21 protein-coding genes are annotated in these 17,067 nt (G+C 50.6%); 12 read left to right on the top strand and 9 right to left on the bottom strand.

Going from position 1 to position 17,067, the window contains the following annotated elements:
- Nucleotides 1-14 precede the first annotated feature (14 nt).
- Complete coding sequence (locus BZG78_RS06805) at nucleotides 15-485, bottom strand: DUF2919 family protein (protein ID WP_077660749.1); 471 nt, start codon at nucleotides 483-485, stop codon at nucleotides 15-17.
- A 121-nt stretch (nucleotides 486-606) separates the two neighbouring features.
- Between BZG78_RS06805 and BZG78_RS06800 the strand changes: the two genes are divergently transcribed.
- Both BZG78_RS06800 and BZG78_RS06795 read left to right on the top strand, forming a co-directional pair.
- Entirely contained in the window at nucleotides 607-972 is a 366-nt protein-coding gene (locus tag BZG78_RS06800; RefSeq protein WP_077660748.1) for a DUF2956 domain-containing protein, read from the top strand.
- A 65-nt stretch (nucleotides 973-1,037) separates the two neighbouring features.
- Nucleotides 1,038-1,406, top strand: a complete 369-nt coding sequence (locus tag BZG78_RS06795) for a DUF1499 domain-containing protein (RefSeq protein ID WP_158011788.1) — start codon at nucleotides 1,038-1,040, stop codon at nucleotides 1,404-1,406.
- A gap of 8 nt (nucleotides 1,407-1,414) precedes the next feature.
- Here the strand turns inward: BZG78_RS06795 and BZG78_RS06790 are convergent, their stop codons facing one another.
- A complete protein-coding gene (locus tag BZG78_RS06790; protein ID WP_077461603.1) occupies nucleotides 1,415-1,693 on the bottom strand; it encodes a helix-turn-helix domain-containing protein in 279 nt (92 codons plus the stop codon).
- Nucleotides 1,694-1,917: 224 nt separating this feature from the next.
- Here BZG78_RS06790 and BZG78_RS06785 point away from each other — a divergent pair, with 224 nt between their 5' ends.
- Genes BZG78_RS06785 through BZG78_RS06770 form a run of 4 tightly spaced genes read left to right on the top strand, consistent with a single transcriptional unit; the run spans nucleotide 1,918 to nucleotide 4,323 of the window.
- Entirely contained in the window at nucleotides 1,918-2,262 is a 345-nt protein-coding gene (locus BZG78_RS06785; RefSeq protein ID WP_077575941.1) for an ArsC family reductase, read from the top strand.
- A gap of 38 nt (nucleotides 2,263-2,300) precedes the next feature.
- Entirely contained in the window at nucleotides 2,301-3,434 is a 1,134-nt protein-coding gene (gene dapE, locus BZG78_RS06780; protein ID WP_077575942.1) for a succinyl-diaminopimelate desuccinylase, read from the top strand.
- The gene (locus BZG78_RS06775; protein WP_242412994.1) at nucleotides 3,431-4,129 is read left to right on the top strand and encodes a M15 family metallopeptidase; all 699 of its coding nucleotides are present in this window, start codon (nucleotides 3,431-3,433) and stop codon (nucleotides 4,127-4,129) included. The genes dapE and BZG78_RS06775 overlap by 4 nt, the downstream gene beginning before the upstream one ends.
- Nucleotides 4,117-4,323: a DUF2897 family protein gene (locus BZG78_RS06770; RefSeq protein ID WP_025744471.1), complete on the top strand. Its 207-nt coding sequence runs from the start codon at nucleotides 4,117-4,119 to the stop codon at nucleotides 4,321-4,323. The genes BZG78_RS06775 and BZG78_RS06770 overlap by 13 nt, the downstream gene beginning before the upstream one ends.
- Nucleotides 4,324-4,406: 83 nt before the next feature.
- Here BZG78_RS06770 and purC read toward each other — a convergent pair whose 3' ends face one another.
- The 3 genes from purC to dapA are packed head-to-tail and all read right to left on the bottom strand — an operon-like array spanning nucleotide 4,407 to nucleotide 7,106.
- Entirely contained in the window at nucleotides 4,407-5,120 is a 714-nt protein-coding gene (purC, locus tag BZG78_RS06765; protein WP_077660746.1) for a phosphoribosylaminoimidazolesuccinocarboxamide synthase, read from the bottom strand.
- A 60-nt stretch (nucleotides 5,121-5,180) separates the two neighbouring features.
- Entirely contained in the window at nucleotides 5,181-6,212 is a 1,032-nt protein-coding gene (gene bamC / locus BZG78_RS06760) for an outer membrane protein assembly factor BamC (protein WP_077660745.1), read from the bottom strand.
- A 15-nt stretch (nucleotides 6,213-6,227) separates the two neighbouring features.
- On the bottom strand, nucleotides 6,228-7,106 hold the full coding sequence (gene dapA, locus BZG78_RS06755) for a 4-hydroxy-tetrahydrodipicolinate synthase (RefSeq protein ID WP_025744469.1): 879 nt from the start codon (nucleotides 7,104-7,106) through the stop codon (nucleotides 6,228-6,230).
- A gap of 267 nt (nucleotides 7,107-7,373) precedes the next feature.
- On the opposite strand from dapA, the gene bcp reads away from it, so the two are divergent.
- Nucleotides 7,374-7,844: a thioredoxin-dependent thiol peroxidase gene (bcp, locus tag BZG78_RS06750; RefSeq protein ID WP_077575946.1), complete on the top strand. Its 471-nt coding sequence runs from the start codon at nucleotides 7,374-7,376 to the stop codon at nucleotides 7,842-7,844.
- Nucleotides 7,845-7,924: 80 nt separating this feature from the next.
- On the opposite strand, the gene BZG78_RS06745 is transcribed toward bcp, so the two are convergent.
- The 3 genes from BZG78_RS06745 to BZG78_RS06735 form a co-directional block, all read right to left on the bottom strand.
- Nucleotides 7,925-9,379 carry an FAD-dependent oxidoreductase gene (locus BZG78_RS06745; protein ID WP_025744468.1) on the bottom strand — a complete coding sequence of 485 codons (1,455 nt, stop codon included), beginning with the start codon at nucleotides 9,377-9,379 and terminating at the stop codon, nucleotides 7,925-7,927.
- 88 nt (nucleotides 9,380-9,467) lie between these two features.
- Nucleotides 9,468-10,547 (bottom strand): AI-2E family transporter, encoded by a 1,080-nt coding sequence (locus BZG78_RS06740; protein WP_077660744.1) that lies wholly within the window; start codon nucleotides 10,545-10,547, stop codon nucleotides 9,468-9,470.
- Nucleotides 10,548-10,557: 10 nt separating this feature from the next.
- A complete protein-coding gene (locus BZG78_RS06735) occupies nucleotides 10,558-10,776 on the bottom strand; it encodes a sulfurtransferase TusA family protein (RefSeq protein ID WP_025744467.1) in 219 nt (72 codons plus the stop codon).
- A gap of 128 nt (nucleotides 10,777-10,904) precedes the next feature.
- Here BZG78_RS06735 and BZG78_RS06730 point away from each other — a divergent pair, with 128 nt between their 5' ends.
- Genes BZG78_RS06730 through BZG78_RS06715 form a run of 4 tightly spaced genes read left to right on the top strand, consistent with a single transcriptional unit; the run spans nucleotide 10,905 to nucleotide 13,816 of the window.
- Complete coding sequence (locus BZG78_RS06730; protein ID WP_025744466.1) at nucleotides 10,905-12,404, top strand: M48 family metalloprotease; 1,500 nt, start codon at nucleotides 10,905-10,907, stop codon at nucleotides 12,402-12,404.
- Nucleotides 12,405-12,428: 24 nt separating this feature from the next.
- The gene (gene arsC, locus BZG78_RS06725) at nucleotides 12,429-12,785 is read left to right on the top strand and encodes an arsenate reductase (glutaredoxin) (protein WP_077461612.1); all 357 of its coding nucleotides are present in this window, start codon (nucleotides 12,429-12,431) and stop codon (nucleotides 12,783-12,785) included.
- Nucleotides 12,782-13,372: an NAD(P)H:quinone oxidoreductase gene (wrbA, locus tag BZG78_RS06720; RefSeq protein WP_077660743.1), complete on the top strand. Its 591-nt coding sequence runs from the start codon at nucleotides 12,782-12,784 to the stop codon at nucleotides 13,370-13,372. The genes arsC and wrbA overlap by 4 nt, the downstream gene beginning before the upstream one ends.
- Nucleotides 13,373-13,408: 36 nt before the next feature.
- Nucleotides 13,409-13,816: a DUF2069 domain-containing protein gene (locus BZG78_RS06715; RefSeq protein ID WP_051503281.1), complete on the top strand. Its 408-nt coding sequence runs from the start codon at nucleotides 13,409-13,411 to the stop codon at nucleotides 13,814-13,816.
- Between the two features lie 71 nt (nucleotides 13,817-13,887).
- Here the strand turns inward: BZG78_RS06715 and BZG78_RS06710 are convergent, their stop codons facing one another.
- A complete protein-coding gene (locus BZG78_RS06710; protein WP_077461613.1) occupies nucleotides 13,888-14,373 on the bottom strand; it encodes a zinc ribbon-containing protein in 486 nt (161 codons plus the stop codon).
- Nucleotides 14,374-14,479: 106 nt separating this feature from the next.
- Between BZG78_RS06710 and leuS the strand changes: the two genes are divergently transcribed.
- Nucleotides 14,480-17,056, top strand: coding sequence for a leucine--tRNA ligase (leuS, locus tag BZG78_RS06705; RefSeq protein WP_077660742.1), 2,577 nt, complete (start codon nucleotides 14,480-14,482; stop codon nucleotides 17,054-17,056).
- The last annotated feature ends 11 nt before the right edge of the window (nucleotides 17,057-17,067 follow it).

The following is a 17,067-nucleotide window of genomic DNA, read 5'->3' as shown; positions in this document are numbered from 1 at the left end:
TGGCTGCGTTTTTTTTAAGCCATCGCTCGGCCATCACTCGTAAACTGAAAAAAGAAGCGTTTGACGCGTCGGCTTCTTGCCCAATAAAGGCTTGCCCAAGCTAGCCAAAGGCCGTGTAAAGCAAGCAGCCAATCAAACTGCCCCCTAGTGACGATGAACGTTTGCCAGACTTGATAAGCTTCCCATAGCCATAATAGCCAAACCCACCAATAGCCAATGTGCCAGTGTTGTCTTAGCCATTCAGGCGCTCTGTCGCAGTTACCGACTAATAACAACAACCCGAGCGGCACCACGCCAATTGCCAAGCTTATATAAAACGCCGATAACTCAGGATAGACCAGCGCGAGCAACTCACTACCCTGCTCTCGACTCACGCCAGCCATTGCCAATAGCCACCACGCGCGGCTTAATAACAGTAAACACAACACGGCAATCTGCGGTGCCTTGATATACCCTTTGTCGTCAAAGTGATGAAATGTATCCATAAGCTTATTGATTGAGAAGTCACATATTTACCATGGCGACATGCAATAAAAACTGCAAGCCTAAAAGTAAAATTTGTTATCCTTGGCTGGAGTTATTTATTAAGCGTTACATGGAGCCCTTATGGCCAAAGCCAAAGCCAACGCGACGATTTCGCCAGAAACGCAACAAGACGCCATGCGCGTTGCGAAAGCCACGCAAAAACCGGGACAAACAAAAGCGCAGACCAAACTGATTGCACAAGGGATTGAAAAAGGGATTGCCCAATATAAAAAGGAACAAAAAGCAAAAGCACGCGAGCAGGATAAAGCACGAAAAAAACAACAAAATAAACCATCAAGCGCCGCGCCTGTGAAAGCGTCTCAAGCCCCAGTCGATGACTCCAGCCCCGCTGAACCAGGGTTGGATAAAAGCTACAGCAGTCTCCCATGGCTTTTACTTGTGGTAAGCTGGATAGGGTTCATTGGCTATATATTGGTGAGGGCGTAATGTGGAAGCGACTGATAACGGTTATAGGGATCATCACTTTGGTTGGCTGCAGCAAAGGAGAAACGATGGCTAAACATCCGCCAGTGACGGCCTGTGGCGATAGTCCCAACTGTGTGTCCACGGCAGATACCCGAGAAAAATTCCAGCTGGCACCGCTTTATATCGCCAACGACAATGTGGTGTTTTCAGCCATTGTCGCGCATATCGCCGCCATGCCTCGTGCTGAGGTCGCCACCTCGCAAGATAATTACGCACACTTACGCTTCACCACTAAGGTGCTGCGCTTTGTGGATGATGTTGAAGTCTCGCTTGAGGGCAACCAGATCGCCCTTCGCTCCGCATCTCGGATTGGCTACTATGACTTTGGCGCCAACCGTCAACGTGCCGAGGTCATTCGCCAACGTTTAACCGACGCTGAGCTTATCACGCCTTAAGCGAGCAGCTAGTTGATATAAGAGCGAATATCGCGCTTTTTATCTTCGACCCAATCACGGCGGAACGGTCCCCAGTCTTTAAGCTGGTAGTAACCATCGTTATGACGCTTTCCATCTTGGATAAAAGTCATATCAATACCGAGCCCAGACAGTGATTTCAATACATCTTGGATCGTACGACGGGGCCAGCCTGTCGCCTCGATAAGGCGTGGCACATTTGGGCGTTCCATTTCTTCTACCAACACGGCAAGATAGAGACGCCGGGCGAATACCGGGTTTAGTTCCATATGAACCTCCAACAGTTACGAATGTTCCCATTATTCATGCCGCCTGCGAAGAGGCTTTGCGTTTGATCAAAAGGCCATCAAATCGACGTGCTGCAGACTCATTTAGTGGCACATTTCACACGCTTCATCCCTTATCGCATCGCCAAACGGCCCCTTCCCCACTATTGCGTTCAATGTTGAGCGATGTCACTCTTAATTGTCCGTAAATAATGATGATAACGACCATGACAACTGTATTTGGCATTAAAAACTGCGACACCCTAAAAAAAGCCCTTAAATGGTTGGATAACCAAGGCATTAACTATCAGTATCACGATTACCGCAAGACGGGGTTAGATGCCGAGATGTTACAGACCTTTGTTGCCGAATTAGGGTGGGAGCCTTTGATTAACAAGCGTGGCACCACTTATCGCCAGCTAAGTGACGAACAAAAAGCCAGCTTAGACCAACCCCGTGCGATTGCGATCATGTTAGACAATCCAGCGATCATTAAACGCCCTTTACTCGTACACGAAGGGAAGTACTATCTTGGCTTTAAAGAGAGCCAATACGCTGAGATTTTCGCGTAATGTAAGCACTTATTTACTGTTGCTGTAAGGAAACTCCAATGACTGATACTGCTACGCTGGCTTTGGCAAAAGACTTGATCAATCGTGAGTCGGTAACACCGGAAGATGCGGGTTGCCAAGCTCAAATGATTGCTCGATTAGAAGCCCTGGGCTTTACGATTGAAACCATGGTGTTTGACGATACCACCAACCTTTGGGCGCGACGGGGCACTGATGGGCCGCTCTTCACGTTTGCGGGCCACACCGATGTCGTCCCCGCTGGCCCGCGCGATCAATGGCATACGCCGCCATTTGAAGCCACTGTCATTGACGATCACCTTCATGGACGTGGCGCCGCGGACATGAAGGGCTCACTCGCCGCCATGGTTGTGGCTGTTGAGCGCTTTATTGCCGAGCATCCAGACCACTCGGGTTCACTCGCGTTTCTGATCACGTCGGATGAAGAAGGACCCTTTATTAATGGCACCACCCGCGTCGTCGATACGCTGATGGCTCGAAATGAGAAAATCGACATGTGTATTGTCGGTGAACCCTCAAGTACGAATCACGTCGGTGATGTGGTCAAAAACGGTCGTCGCGGATCCATCACTGGCGATTTGTACGTTAAAGGTGTACAAGGCCATGTCGCCTATCCGCACCTTGCAAGTAATCCTGTCCATCAGGCCATGCCAGCGCTAACAGAGTTAGTGCAAACAGTGTGGGATAATGGCAATGCTTTTTTCCCACCGACAAGCTTTCAAATCCCAAATATAGAGGCAGGTACCGGCGCAGCCAATGTGGTCCCGGGTGAGTGTCATGCGCAATTTAACTTCCGCTTTAGTACCGAGCTAGATAGTGAAACCATCAAACAGCGAGTTTATTCTATTCTGGACGCGCACGGGCTCGACTACACCTTAGAATGGACCCACAGTGGTGACCCGTTTTTGACCGATGAAGGTACCTTGCTTGATGCAGTTGTGGCCGCGGTTGAAGAGGTGAATCATCAAACGCCGCAATTACTGACAACCGGTGGCACCTCCGATGGTCGTTTTATCGCCCAGATGGGCGCTCAAGTGATTGAGCTGGGTCCGGTCAATGCCACGATTCATAAGGTCAATGAGTGTGTGAGTATTCCTGACTTGGAAAAGCTGACCGACATGTACCAAAAAGTGTTGGAAAAGGCGCTACCGTGAGCCTACGCGCAGCACAGTTGATTGGGCAAGACTCTTCAGCCCTCCAACCAATGAACGCGCAACCTGGGGCGCCCTGTTTGCATCAGGATGTGTTATCTGACGTCGCCGCCTTACAACAGGCGGCGAGTCGTGCTGGGTTCGCGTTGAGAGTCGCCAGTGGTTATCGCGCTTTTGAACGCCAGTTGGCGATCTGGAATGGTAAATTTAACGGCGATCTGCCTGTCCTTGATGCTCACAGCCAACCGATGGATATGACCCGCTTATCAGACAACGAGCGGGTGCACGCGATCTTGCGCTGGTCGGCGTTACCCGGCGCCAGTCGACATCATTGGGGAACAGACATGGATGTGTACGATAAGCAGTCTCTTATCCCTGATCAGCCGCTGGCTTTAACGCCCCCCGAATACGACAGCGGCCCGCAAGCGGCCTTTTCTTCTTGGCTACATGCCAATGTATCAGCATTTGGTTTCTTTCTTCCTTATGCGAGATACCAAGGCGGGGTTGCCAGAGAGCCATGGCATATCAGCCATATTGCCACCAGTGCGTCAATGTTATCCGCTTTCTCTCAGGATATGCTCGCGGCTGCGATCACCCATGCGCCGATTTGTGGGAAAGACGCTATCCTCGGCCAATTAGATTGGATATATTCAACTTACGTCACCAACTTATGCGAGGTGGAAAGATGGAATGGCTAACCAATCCTTATGTGATTATTACCATTGTGGTCGCCGTGGTCGTGAGTAACATCATGGCGCTCAAATACACCGCCAACGCCAAGTTTGGGCTCAAATACAAAGACAAGCCTGATAAGCATCAACGTTCAGCGTCTGACGATGACGCAAACGATAATACCGACCTCCCTACTGATAAGAGCGACGATAAAAAATAGCGCCATATCCATGGCGCTATTTTATTTACACGGTGCTATTGTCTTCACACGCGACGCAATCGTTTGCTTTTTAAGCCAAAAAATTATAGGTCTAAGCCGATACGCTTTGCTACTTCGATATAAGCTTCTACCACACCACCTAGACCTTGGCGGAAGCGATCTTTATCCAATTTTTCTCGCGTGTTGGCATCCCACAAACGACAGCCATCTGGGCTAAACTCATCGCCAAGGACAATATTACCGTTGACGTCAACGCCAAACTCCAGCTTGTAGTCCACCAGCAATAAGTCACCCTCAGCAAACAGCGCCTTAAGCACATCGTTAACCTGATACGTCAGCGACTTCATGGTCGCTAATTGGGCTTGGCTCGCGAACCCTAAGGACTCACACAGTGATTCATTGACCATAGGATCATGCAGCGCATCGTTTTTTAAAAACAACTCAAAAGTGGGTGGAGTGAGTGCTGTGCCCTCTTCTACGCCCAGTCGGCGACAAAGTGAGCCCGCGGCAATGTTTCTTACCACACACTCAACCGGGATCATATCGAGCTTTTTCACCACGCACTCGGTATCGGACAACAGTTGGTCCATTTGGGTGGGAATACCTGCCTGCTCAAGCTTTTGCATGATGAAGTGATTAAACTTGTTATTCACTTCACCTTTTCGCTCAAGTTGCTCAACACGCTCACCATCAAACGCAGAGGTGTCATTGCGAAAGTGCAGAACAAAGCGGTTTTCATCATCGGTTGTATAAACAGATTTTGCCTTACCGCGATACAACTCAGCACGTTTTTCCATTACCTATTCTCTCCATTAGGCGCTAAAAAATAAGGGACGCTGTCTGGCGTCCCTATAAGATTACTGCGATGTGGCCTGGCTAAGCTGCGCAATGGCCGCTTTCAGCGCTGGGCTAAGCGCTTCTAACGTTGCTTTTTTAACCGGCTTTCCATCACTGTCGGTCACATTGATTGAGGTGCGGTTGCCTAAATCCCCTAACAATAGTGTGTAGCTATTGTCCGGCAGCGAGATAGGTTCAACCCCAAGGGCTTGCCAACGCTCATCATTCGGCGCAACGTGACGCGTTTTCACCGTACCTTGCGATTGGTTGCGGCTTTCTACCGTAAATCCGAGCGGTTTAATCATCTCAGGAAGTTTTTCCCATACGACATCATACGGAGCACGCGCAATAATCACTGGCAAGCCACTTCGATCAGTACCAAAACTCATCGGAATATCTGACTGACGTTGCGCAGCTAAACGGCGCGCCTCTGCACGTAGTGCTGCATCATGGCTCACCGTAATCAGATTGGTCATTAAGGTGTTATAGCGTTCCTGCTCTGCCGGCGTCAAAGGTTCATCACTGGCCTTGGCGCGTGAATCAATCATATTGACGCCCAGTGCAAATCGCCGCCCTTGTTCGAGTCGTGATAGGCGGAACCGAGCCTGATGAGCACTGTCTTCTTTTTCCCAAGCGATCCAGCCGGTGTCAATTTGATCTGCGGCTTGTGTCTCAACAGGAATGGTCTTATCGTTCGCCAGACGTTCAACGGTTTCCCATAATTGGGTAAGCTGCTGCTCATTGGCAACCGCGACGGTTATTCCACGACTGTCACGCTCAATACGCGCCCCTGGCACTAAATCAAGCACTTGACGCGGCGGACGAATATCGACATTTTTGCCGATTTCGCCCTTAAAGTCTTGCTCAGGGATCTGATAATTGGTGGAAAAGTAAGGCGCTTGATCCGGCAAGGTTTGCCACTGCGACAGCGGGGTCGTTTGCAAGTAGCTAAAATCATCTTTGGCTTGACGGCGTTGCTCGGCGCCACCACTACAGGCTACCAGCCCAGTGACCATGATGGCACAAAGGCCGAGCTTAAATACTGGTTTCATTGACACTCCAACGGCTTAAACAACACCCGCAACCTGCATGGCCTCTCGGACATCGGGACGCAAATGCTCGCTTAATTCGGTTAATGGCAGACGAAGATGGCCATCCGCAATCAATCCCATTTCTCGGACTGCCCACTTCACAGGGATCGGATTGGCTTCGTCAAAAAGGTGACGATGTAAAGGGATCAGCGTCTCGTTGATTGCATGCGCTTGGTCTGCTTCACCGGCGCGCGCCAATTGAATCATTTTGGCCATTGCCGCAGCGGCAACATTGTTAGTGACCGAAATCACACCATGTCCACCAGCAAGGACAAAATCTAGCCCTGTTAAATCATCACCACTAAATAAGAGGAAGTCATCGCCACAAAGTTCCCGATGAATGGCGACACGACTGACATCGGCAGTGGCATCTTTTAGGCCGATAATATTGTCAAAGGTCGCTAGGCGCGCCACCGTTTCAGGCTGAATATCTACGGCGGTACGACCGGGAACATTATAGAGAATCTGAGGTAAGTCGGTCGCTTCGGCAATGGCTTTATAATGCTGGAATAAGCCTTCTTGCGTCGGCTTGTTGTAATAAGGGGTCACACTCAAACAAGCGGCTACGCCCGACCCGGCAAACATTTTACTGAAGGTGATCGCTTCGTGGGTGGCATTTGCCCCCGTACCTGCAATAACGGGAATCCGTCCATCCGCAAATTCCAAGGTCTTTAGGACCACTTTAATGTGCTCATCCACGGTTACTGTCGACGACTCACCCGTTGTGCCCACTGCGACAATCGCATCTGTGCCCGCTTGGATATGAAACTCGACCAGTTTTTTCAGGCTAACGTAATCCACCTCGCCATGTGCATCCATTGGTGTGACGAGCGCCACTATGCTTCCAGAAACCATGTTCGTCTCCCTTATTGGTGATGCTTGCAATGTTACTTTTGGCGCTGGGTAAACACAAGAATAACCCTGCGCGCTGGCGTGTCTTATTCGACATTTCTTACCGCTACATTCAAGTTTGCGATTTTATCATTGAATCAGCGTCTCGTTAGCGTCAATAAAAGGTCAAACACTGTCAAGAGCGTGATCGTAATATCAAAAACTTGCGTAATCTCGAACACCCTCTATCATCGTCAATTCGGTTTACCGACAAAAAAGGAAACGCAGCGCATGCAAACATTAACGGAAGGCGCTCTAGCGCCCGATTTTTCATTGCAAGATCAAAATGGCGACACCGTCACGCTTAGCCAGTTTCAAGGCGAAAAACGCGTCCTCGTGTATTTTTACCCCAAAGCAATGACACCAGGCTGCACCACACAAGCCTGCTCTTTGCGTGATACTAAGGCCGAGCTCGACGCGCTGGATACCGTGGTGTTAGGTATCAGCCCGGATCCCGTCAAAAAGATCGCCCGCTTTGTCGCGCGCGATGAACTCAATTTCACCCTACTGAGCGACGAAGATCATGCGGTTGCGGATGCATTTGGCGTCTGGGGACCCAAGAAGTTCATGGGGAAAGAATATGACGGCATTCATCGCCTCAGCTTTTTGGTCGGCAAAGATGGCAAAATTGAACATGTGTTCAATAAGTTTAAGACCAAAGATCATCACCAAGTGGTATTGGACTTCCTGAACCAAGCCTAGGACGGCGCCTTATCCTGCCTGTTAACAAAAAAGCGCACGATGAATCGTGCGCTTTTTTCAAACGATGACCATGGGTTCACTCAGCCCACAGGCTTTGCCAATGCTTCTGGATAACCACGCTGTACCGCAAATTCACACGCAGCGCTGACAATCTTAGCGGTCGACGGGCGCGTCATGACGTAATGAGAGGTTGGCGAAATCCAGCCGGCATCTTCAAATTGCGTCAGGACTTTGTTTATCGCCGTCAGCGCCGAGGAGGCTTTCACGATTTCCATCCGCGCGTAGCGCTCACCATCGAAAGATACATCCGACGCCCGCAGCGACGGGTCCTCACCGGGAATTTGTTGCGCGCCACACAAGGGTTTTCCTCCGACTTCGGCCTGCTTAAACTCAGGCAGCCATTGAGCAAAATGTTCGATGGCCCGGTCCGTGCGCTGGCACACTTGATCCCAGTCCCAACCTTGATCGATGTTTTTAACATAGCGCGCGTCGACATTCGGTTGCGCCGATTGCACTGAGCTTTTCACCAAGCCACGCTCAAAGAGGGTCACGTCTTGCGTCATGCCGTGCAGTTGAAAGAAACCATCAGGATAAGGCGTCAGTTGTGCCATACCTTGTGGCGTGCCACGCTGGCCATGAACAATAATTTCTGGCCATTGGTACGCCGTCGACGTCCAGTGGGCGACGTATGCTGCCTTGTACTCAACCAGACGCTGACGCCCGAAGCCCGCCATATCGTCAATGGTCCCGGTGCGAAATCCCGCCGCATTAATCAGATAGTCAACCTCAGTGGTGTGCGATTGGCCTGCCTTATCTTGATACGTCACTTGCCAACCCGACGCTGTCTGCTGTGTATCCACGACCTTATGATTAAAGTTGAGTTGGCAATGCGGCACGTCGGCAAGCGTTAATTGCGCTTCAGCGGCGAGGCGAAATACACTCAGCCCGTATTCTTGCACCAATACCAACGGATACTTCATCGCACTGAGATCCAGCGACTGCGCAACCGGCCACATCCACTGATCAGCCGAATCGGTTATACTGCGATAATCTTTTGCTTTCAGCGCTTCAAGGTCTGATTGCTGATACAGGCGGAAATAATCAGCAGGTTCGCCCATCACTTTGTTGGCGCTATCAAGCTCGACCAATTGCGCATAACGCTCGCGCAAGGTTTCTAATCGTGCAATCACACTGTCTAACGATCCTGGGTCTTGCTCTGGCACCGCCAACACCGTTGGGCGGCGATTCACAGAGTGCGGATACATGCGTACGGTCGCAACGGACTGGTCCAGTAAGGTTAAGCACTGATCGAGCGAGATTTCTCGATACAAATTGCCGCCCGCATGAAGATGACAGATAGGTGGGCCACTGACTAGCCCGGTTCCCGCTTCAAACACTTGGGTATCAATACCACGTTCAGCCAGTCGCATGGCCGCTGTCGTGCCCGCCACGCCGCCACCGATCACAGCGACGCGGAACCCCTCTAAATGCGTATGTTCTTGCCTGTTTTGTACCATGCCAACCCTGTTTTTCATTACTACTTCTGTGGGCCAAACTGATCACGGTAAAGCCTGTGCTCGTGCCGCTCAGCTCCTTTATTTAGGAGCCTGAAAACAAGATGGATCACTCTACGTCTTTTTTTGGATCATCATCGAGCTCAATTTCAGGCAATGCTTGCCATACCGCTTTCACTAACGTCGCCAATGGAATGGCAAAAAATACCCCCCAAAAGCCCCAGAGTCCACCGAAAACCAGTACGGCTATGATGAGTGCCACCGGGTGTAAATTGACCGCTTCCGAGAAAAGCACCGGCACAAGGACGTTACCGTCAAGGGTTTGAATCACGCCGTAAGCAATCATCACATACCAAAACCCGGGCTCAAGTCCCCATTGGAAAAGGGCCACGATCGCTATCGGCACCGTAACAATGGCCGCCCCGATATAGGGGACAAGGACAGAAAAGCCGGTGGCGACACTTAGCAACACGGCATAGCGGAGATCAAGTAACATGAAAGTCAGATAGCTGGTGATACCAACAATAATAATCTCGGTCACTTTCCCGCGAATGTAATTCGATATCTGTTGGTTCATCTCATGACCAACCCGAGAGGCAAGGCGGCGGTTACGCGGCAATAATCCTTTAAACATCGCCAACATTTGCGTTTTATCTTTCAGTAAAAAGAAAACCAAGAGCGGGACCAAAATCAAATAGACCGCTAGCGCCACGATATTCACCAGCGATGATAACGATCCCCTCACCAAGGTTTCCCCGATGTTGAGGACTTTAAACTGCAAGGCATCGACAAGTGTGTTCACCATATGCGGATTAATTAATCCTGGATAGCGCTCGGGTAAGCTCATCATCAGTATCTGCATGTTATTAAACATGTTCGGCACATCGGCCACCAGGCTTACCCCTTGATTCCAAATCGTCGGTACCAAGCCAAACAACGCCATGAATGTGAAGCTGGCAAATAAGGCGATCACCACCAAAACCGATAACGTGCGAGGCAGCCCCAGTCGACTAAGACGATTGACTGGCCAATCGAGTAAATACGCCATGACAATGGCCACGAGTAAAGGCGCCAATAAGTTGCCGAAAAAATAGATGGTGACAAAACCGACCAAAAGAATCAGCACTAGGCTGACCGCATGTGGGTCGGAAAAGCGTCGCCGATACCAGCGATGTAACAATTCAAACATATCAGGCTCGTTATTGTTTTGTGACGTGTAAACGCGAGGCTGGCGTATCTAACCAAGCAATGGTAAATCCTTCACGAGTAAAGTAGGTTGGAATATCGTTTTTCGCGCCTTGATCGCCCAGTAAAATCACTAACTGCTCGCCGGCACGCAACGACGCTGCTGCACGCTTGGCGAGTAGCAGGGCCATTGGGCAAACATGTGCTCGTAAATCAAGAGTTTGACATTCCATTCTGTCTCACCGGTCGGTATTATCGTTGGTATTGTAATGGACATTAGATAGAACGCCAACGAAACCCAGACAGGTTTTATCGGTCTGTACTTAAGTACACTTGCGTATTTTAAAAGGTAATGACACTTATGCCGCCACGTGCATCTTGCTCTTGGAAAGGAAAAACGGCTCGCCGCCTCGTCGCCTATGCGCTTGCAGGGACACTGGTCAGTGCGCCTGTGTCAGCAAACGTCGAGTCATATCAAAGTGACTTGCCTAACATTGGCACCGCTGCCGCGAGTACGCTGTCGGTGGCAAAAGAAAAAGAGTTTGGTGATGCTTATATGCGAATGCTACGAGCCAGCAAACCCATTATTGATGATCCTTTACTCAGTGAATATGTTAACGCCCTCGGGCATCGGTTGGTGGCGAACGCCAACGATGTCCGCACGCCCTTCCAATTTATTTTGATTGATAATCAAGCGATCAATGCGTTTGCCTTTTTTGGCGGGTATGTAGCCATGCATTCTGGGCTTTTCCTGCATGCCAAGACAGAAAGCGAACTGGCATCTGTGATGGCGCACGAAATTGCGCACGTGACCCAACGCCACCTTGCGCGCAGCATGGAAGCGCAGGCACAAACCTCGCCGCTAACGGTTGCCGCTTTAGTCGGCTCTTTAATGCTCGCGATTGCAGCGCCTGAAGCAGGGATTGCCGCAGCTCATGCAGCAACGGCGGGGAGTATGCAAAGCCAAATAAACTTTACCCGCCGTAACGAAGAAGAGGCCGACCGCGTCGGAATTGAAACCCTCGCTCGCGCGGATTTCGATGTTGAGGCGATGCCACGCTTTTTCTCTCGGTTAGCCGATGAGTACCGCTACGCCAGTCAAATGCCGGAGTATTTCAGCACTCACCCATTACCCGCGTCTCGGATCACAGATTCACGCGCGCGGGCGCGTCAGTATCCTCAAAAAAGCGTGCCCGACTCTCCCGATTACCAACTCGCACGAGCGCGTATCGTTGCACGATATAGCGGTATCGCTGATCGCTCCGCCATGGACTGGTTTGAACGGCGTCATAAAGCAGCATCGCCAGCGGAAAAACATAGCCTTGATTACGGCATGGCGCTGTTGGATATTGATGCAAGGCGCTATCAACAAGCGCGTGAGAAGCTGGCGCCCCTCATTAAAGCTCAACCCAATAATCGTTTTTATATTGACGCGATGACCGACTTAGAGATTGGCGAAAAGCAGTATGACAGCGCCTTATCCCGCCTGAATCAAGCCTTGAACCAGCAGCCTAACAATCGCGTATTGTTGCTTAATCACGCTTACACCTTGGTAAAAGCCAAGCGTGGCGGTGAAGCGATCAAGGCATTAGAGCGCTACACTCACCAGCATGCCGATGACAGCAACGGATGGTTTTTGTTACAACAAGCGTACGAAAGCACTGGCACACACCGTGACGGCGAATTAGCTGCTCAAGGAGAGCGTTACGCGCTGCGCGGTCAATGGAGCAAAGCCATTCGTAACTACACCCAAGCCGCTCAACTGGCTGAGTTAGGCAGCTTGGCACAAGCACGTTATGATGCGCGTATCGATCAATTACGCCATCAGCAGGCACGCTTTAAAGCGCTCAGTGATCGTTAACTCAACTTAAAAAGGATAGATGTTGTGAGCCCCATTACTCTGTACCACAATCCACGTTGCTCAAAAAGTCGAGAAACCCTCAAGCTGCTTGAGTCAAAGGGCGTCACGCCGACAATCGTTAAATATTTAGAGACGCCATTATCTGCCGATACGCTCCGTGAGTTAAAGCGACAGCTGGGCATGGCATCATTTCGCGACATGATGCGCACCAAAGAAGCGGACTACAAGGCGGCCAATTTGGGCGACGCTTCGGTGGAAGAAGCGCAATTGTTGGAGGCAATGGTTAATCACCCAAAACTGATTGAACGTCCCATTGCCGTTCAAGGCGACAAAGCGGTCATCGGCCGTCCACCCGAAAATGTATTGGTATTCGTTCAATGACACAAGTTCTCGTGCTTTATTACAGCCGTTCAGGTAATACACGTAAGCTTGCTCAACAAGTCGCACGCGGTATTGAAGCGCAAGGCGTTGAGGCGGTGTTACGAACTGTGCCCGAGCTGCCTGCTTATGCCGATGGCAAAATACCGGACGTCTCGCCAAACGATCCCTTTGTCAGCCGTCAGGATCTATTAGATTGCCATGGCCTCGCGCTCGGCAGTCCGGTACGTTTTGGCAATATGGCCGCGCCATTGAAGCAATTTATCGATAGTACCAGTGGCGAATGGTTATCGGGTGCCTTAATTGATAAACCCGCCGCGGTCTTTGGCGCCGGATCAATGCTTCATGGTGGCCAAGAAACCACGCTGCTCACGATGACCATCCCCTTACTTCATCATGGTATGATGTTAGTCGGTGTTCCACATAGCGAGCGTGCGCTTCATACAACGGAAGGCGGCGGTTCCCCTTACGGTGCATCCAGTGTTGCGGAGCCACATCACCCTTTAATGGCCGACGAAAAGCAAATCGCAAAAACATTAGGCCAACGCTTGGCGCGTTTTGCCCACACTTTTTACCACCACCTAAGATAAAAGGACAGAATCGTGACAGATCCTCGGCTCGCCTTCATGCGCAAATTGTCTTTGCTGAGTAACCTTGGCCTCATTGCTTGGGTGGTCGCGTGGCATGCTTACTTATCGCCCCATCCCCACTTGAATGCATGGGCGGTGACCATCGGCTGGACAATCCCTTTACTGCTCCCTTTACCTGGGATCATCAAAGGCAAAGCGTTTACCCATGCATGGGCCAACTTTATTTTGATGTTCTATTTTTTACACGCCCTTACCATTCTCTATGTCGATGAAGGCGAACGGTGGATGGCTGCTGCAGAGCTCGTCTTCGTCACCGCGGCATTTGCTTGTAATATTGTCTTTGCCCGTTGGATGGGGCAATCACAAGGCCTAAAGCTGCCACGGCTTTCTCAAGTCGAAAAAGAAGAACGCCAGCGCTTTGAAGGTCGCGACGACGCCTCTTAGGCACCTTTGGCCACGGATAGACCGACCCGCGCTTTAAAACCAAACGCAAAAGCCAAGCTCTAAAACTTGGCTTACACCGGGTAAGGGCGGCGAGAAAAGTAGCGATGACCACATTGCGTACACGGTGCAATCACATCGACCCGACTGTGCCGCGTTTGATGATGGCACTGTTCACATTGCAACACGCCCAGTCCGACAATTTCACCCGCTTCATAAACGCCATGATGCTGAAGATCATCGAACACTTCACGCCACTCTAGCTGCGTACGGTCGGTGATCTCTGCCAATTGCTCCCAAATCGAGTTAGCAATCAGATCGTTAAACACCTGACTATCAATCTCTTCGGTTTGAGATTTATCGTACTGTTCACCGAACGCTTTCACATCACGTTTAAAGTATGCCTCGATCAAGGCCCATTCATCTTTGGTCAGATCGGCCGCGGCTTTGAGGTATTGATCAGACAAGGTCACCCAATGAGACAGTGCCTCGGGGCTGTTTTCTAACGCCTCTTTTACCCGCTCGATGATACTTTGTTGGGGTTCTTTCTCTTTATTCATGGTCCTGTCCTGATTCAAGTGTTGTTGCGGTCTCTGCCTTTCGTTATTCTATGCTGATATTTCTCTTTCAGGTTTTACCTTTCTCACAGAATCTCGGAAGCCATCGATGCAAGAACAATATAGCCCGCAAGATATTGAACAAAAAGTTCAAGCCCATTGGGATGACAATAAAACCTTTGTGGTTCATGAAGACCCTAACAAAGAAAAATTCTACTGTCTTTCTATGTTTCCTTACCCAAGTGGCCGACTGCACATGGGGCATGTCCGTAACTACACCATCGGTGATGTCATTTCCCGTTATCAGCGACTGCAAGGCAAGAATGTCATGCAGCCGATTGGTTGGGATGCGTTTGGCCTTCCTGCCGAAGGCGCTGCGATCAAAAACAAAACCGCGCCCGCGCCTTGGACTTACGAAAACATTGATTACATGAAAGGCCAGCTAAAAATGCTGGGCTTTGGCTACGACTGGAGCCGTGAAGTCGCCACCTGTAGTCCCGATTACTACCGCTGGGAGCAAGGCTTCTTTACCACGCTCTACAACAAGGGGCTGGTTTATAAAAAGACCTCATCAGTGAACTGGTGTCCCAACGATCAGACCGTGCTCGCCAATGAGCAAGTTCACGAAGGTTGCTGCTGGCGCTGCGATACGCCGGTTGAGCAAAAAGAAATCCCGCAGTGGTTTATTAAAATCACCGATTACGCAGAAGAGCTGCTGCAAGACATCGACAAACTGGACGGCTGGCCAGACATGGTAAAAACCATGCAGCGTAACTGGATTGGTCGCTCAGAAGGTGTTGAGCTGACGTTTGATGTTGAAGGCGATCACCCCGCACTCGACGTCTACACCACGCGTCCAGATACGCTGATGGGCGTCACTTACGTGGGGATTGCCGCCGGTCACCCCCTCGCGGAGGCGGCGGCCAAAGACAACCCTGCCCTCGCTGAATTCGTACAAGAGTGCCGTAACACCAAAGTTGCCGAAGCCGAGCTGGCGACCATGGAGAAAAAAGGCATGGCGACCGGTTTGTATGCCACGCACCCATTGAACGGGCGTCGTGTCCCTATCTTTGTCGCTAACTTTGTATTGATGGATTACGGCACTGGCGCCGTGATGGCGGTGCCTGCTCACGACCAACGCGACTTCGAATTTGCTCATAAGTACGCGCTGGATATCGAGCCGGTGATCCTCGATGAAAACGGCCATGCGCCCGATTTGTCAGAACAAGCGTATACCGAAAAAGGTAAGCTGTTTAACTCGGGTGAGTTTGACGGGTTAGATTTTAACGCGGCCTTCGATGCGATTGCGAGCAAGCTTGAATCGCTAGGTAAAGGCAAGAAAACGGTTAATTTCCGTTTACGTGATTGGGGCGTCTCTCGTCAGCGTTATTGGGGTGCGCCAATTCCGATGCTGAATACCGAAGACGGTGAGGTTGTTCCTGTCCCAACTGAGCAGCTGCCCGTCATCCTGCCAGAAGATGTGGTGATGGATGGTGTACAAAGCCCTATCAAAGCTGACAAGCAATGGGCACAAACGCAATATCAAGGTAAGCCAGCGCTGCGTGAAACCGACACTTTCGATACCTTTATGGAGTCGTCGTGGTACTACGCACGTTATTGCTCACCGCAAGCGGATCAAATGCTCGACCCAAGCGCCGCCAATTATTGGCTACCGGTCGATCAGTATATCGGTGGCATTGAGCACGCTTGTATGCACCTGTTGTATTCGCGCTTTTTCCATAAACTATTGCGCGATGAAAATATGGTCGATAGCGACGAGCCATTCAAGCAGTTACTCTGTCAGGGTATGGTGCTCGCCGATGCATTTTATTACACCGACGAAAAAGGGGTACGTGTTTGGGTCTCGCCGACTGATGTGACCGTTGAACGGGACACCAAAGGGCAAATTATTCATGCGGTCGATAGCCAAGGGAACGCCGTCACCCACGCTGGCATGACTAAGATGTCAAAGTCGAAGAACAACGGCATTGATCCCCAATTAATGGTGGAAAAATACGGTGCCGATACCATGCGTCTCTTTATGATGTTTGCCGCACCGGCGGACATGACGTTGGAATGGCAAGAGTCTGGCGTGGAAGGTTCACACCGTTTCTTACGCCGTGTTTGGAAACTGGTCTATGAGCATACCCACAAAGGCGACGTTACTGCGCTGGCAGTCGATACGCTCAATAATGATCAAAAAGCCTTGCGCCGTGATGTGCACAAAGCCATCGCCAAAGTCAGTGATGACATGGGCCGTCGTCAGACGTTCAACACCGCCATTGCCGCGATCATGGAGCTGATGAATCGCTTAGTTAAAGCGCCACAGGACAATGAACAAGACCGTGCTGTGTTAGACGAAGCACTAAAAGCCGTGGTATTGATGCTATATCCCATCACCCCGCACATCTGCTTTACGCTTTGGCAGGCCCTGGGCGAAACCGATATCGACAGTGCCGATTGGCCGCAAGCCGATAAAGCGGCCTTGGTCGAGGAGGAAAAGCTAATCATTGTGCAAGTGAACGGTAAGCTACGTGCCAAGATCACCGTGGCCGCCGACGCCGAGAAAGAAGCCGTTGAAGCACAAGCCATGTCAGACGAAAACGTGGTCAAATTTACCGACGGTAAAACGGTTCGCAAAGTCATTTATGTACCAGGGAAACTGGTTAATATTGTTGCTAACTAACAAGGAGCGAT

The sequence above is a fragment of the Salinivibrio sp. MA351 genome (genome assembly GCF_001996065.1).
GTDB lineage: Bacteria > Pseudomonadota > Gammaproteobacteria > Enterobacterales > Vibrionaceae > Salinivibrio > Salinivibrio costicola.
The sequence above is the reverse complement of the archived record's forward strand: the minus strand, read 5'-3'. Positions and strand labels throughout refer to the sequence as shown.

What these genes read in the sequence shown, in the direction of transcription:
- BZG78_RS06800 (WP_077660748.1), top strand. Translation starts at nt 607, where the DNA reads ATGGCCAAAGCCAAAGCCAACGCGACGATTTCGCCAGAAACGCAACAA.
- BZG78_RS06710 (WP_077461613.1), bottom strand. Translation starts at nt 14,373, where the DNA reads ATGAATAAAGAGAAAGAACCCCAACAAAGTATCATCGAGCGGGTAAAA.
- BZG78_RS06730 (WP_025744466.1), top strand. Translation starts at nt 10,905, where the DNA reads ATGCCGCCACGTGCATCTTGCTCTTGGAAAGGAAAAACGGCTCGCCGC.
- BZG78_RS06735 (WP_025744467.1), bottom strand. Translation starts at nt 10,776, where the DNA reads ATGGAATGTCAAACTCTTGATTTACGAGCACATGTTTGCCCAATGGCC.
- BZG78_RS06715 (WP_051503281.1), top strand. Translation starts at nt 13,409, where the DNA reads ATGCGCAAATTGTCTTTGCTGAGTAACCTTGGCCTCATTGCTTGGGTG.
- wrbA (WP_077660743.1), top strand. Translation starts at nt 12,782, where the DNA reads ATGACACAAGTTCTCGTGCTTTATTACAGCCGTTCAGGTAATACACGT.
- dapE (WP_077575942.1), top strand. Translation starts at nt 2,301, where the DNA reads ATGACTGATACTGCTACGCTGGCTTTGGCAAAAGACTTGATCAATCGT.
- BZG78_RS06805 (WP_077660749.1), bottom strand. Translation starts at nt 485, where the DNA reads ATGGATACATTTCATCACTTTGACGACAAAGGGTATATCAAGGCACCG.
- leuS (WP_077660742.1), top strand. Translation starts at nt 14,480, where the DNA reads ATGCAAGAACAATATAGCCCGCAAGATATTGAACAAAAAGTTCAAGCC.
- BZG78_RS06795 (WP_158011788.1), top strand. Translation starts at nt 1,038, where the DNA reads ATGGCTAAACATCCGCCAGTGACGGCCTGTGGCGATAGTCCCAACTGT.
- purC (WP_077660746.1), bottom strand. Translation starts at nt 5,120, where the DNA reads ATGGAAAAACGTGCTGAGTTGTATCGCGGTAAGGCAAAATCTGTTTAT.
- bamC (WP_077660745.1), bottom strand. Translation starts at nt 6,212, where the DNA reads ATGAAACCAGTATTTAAGCTCGGCCTTTGTGCCATCATGGTCACTGGG.
- BZG78_RS06745 (WP_025744468.1), bottom strand. Translation starts at nt 9,379, where the DNA reads ATGAAAAACAGGGTTGGCATGGTACAAAACAGGCAAGAACATACGCAT.
- BZG78_RS06785 (WP_077575941.1), top strand. Translation starts at nt 1,918, where the DNA reads ATGACAACTGTATTTGGCATTAAAAACTGCGACACCCTAAAAAAAGCC.
- BZG78_RS06740 (WP_077660744.1), bottom strand. Translation starts at nt 10,547, where the DNA reads ATGTTTGAATTGTTACATCGCTGGTATCGGCGACGCTTTTCCGACCCA.
- BZG78_RS06790 (WP_077461603.1), bottom strand. Translation starts at nt 1,693, where the DNA reads ATGGAACTAAACCCGGTATTCGCCCGGCGTCTCTATCTTGCCGTGTTG.
- BZG78_RS06770 (WP_025744471.1), top strand. Translation starts at nt 4,117, where the DNA reads ATGGAATGGCTAACCAATCCTTATGTGATTATTACCATTGTGGTCGCC.
- dapA (WP_025744469.1), bottom strand. Translation starts at nt 7,106, where the DNA reads ATGGTTTCTGGAAGCATAGTGGCGCTCGTCACACCAATGGATGCACAT.
- bcp (WP_077575946.1), top strand. Translation starts at nt 7,374, where the DNA reads ATGCAAACATTAACGGAAGGCGCTCTAGCGCCCGATTTTTCATTGCAA.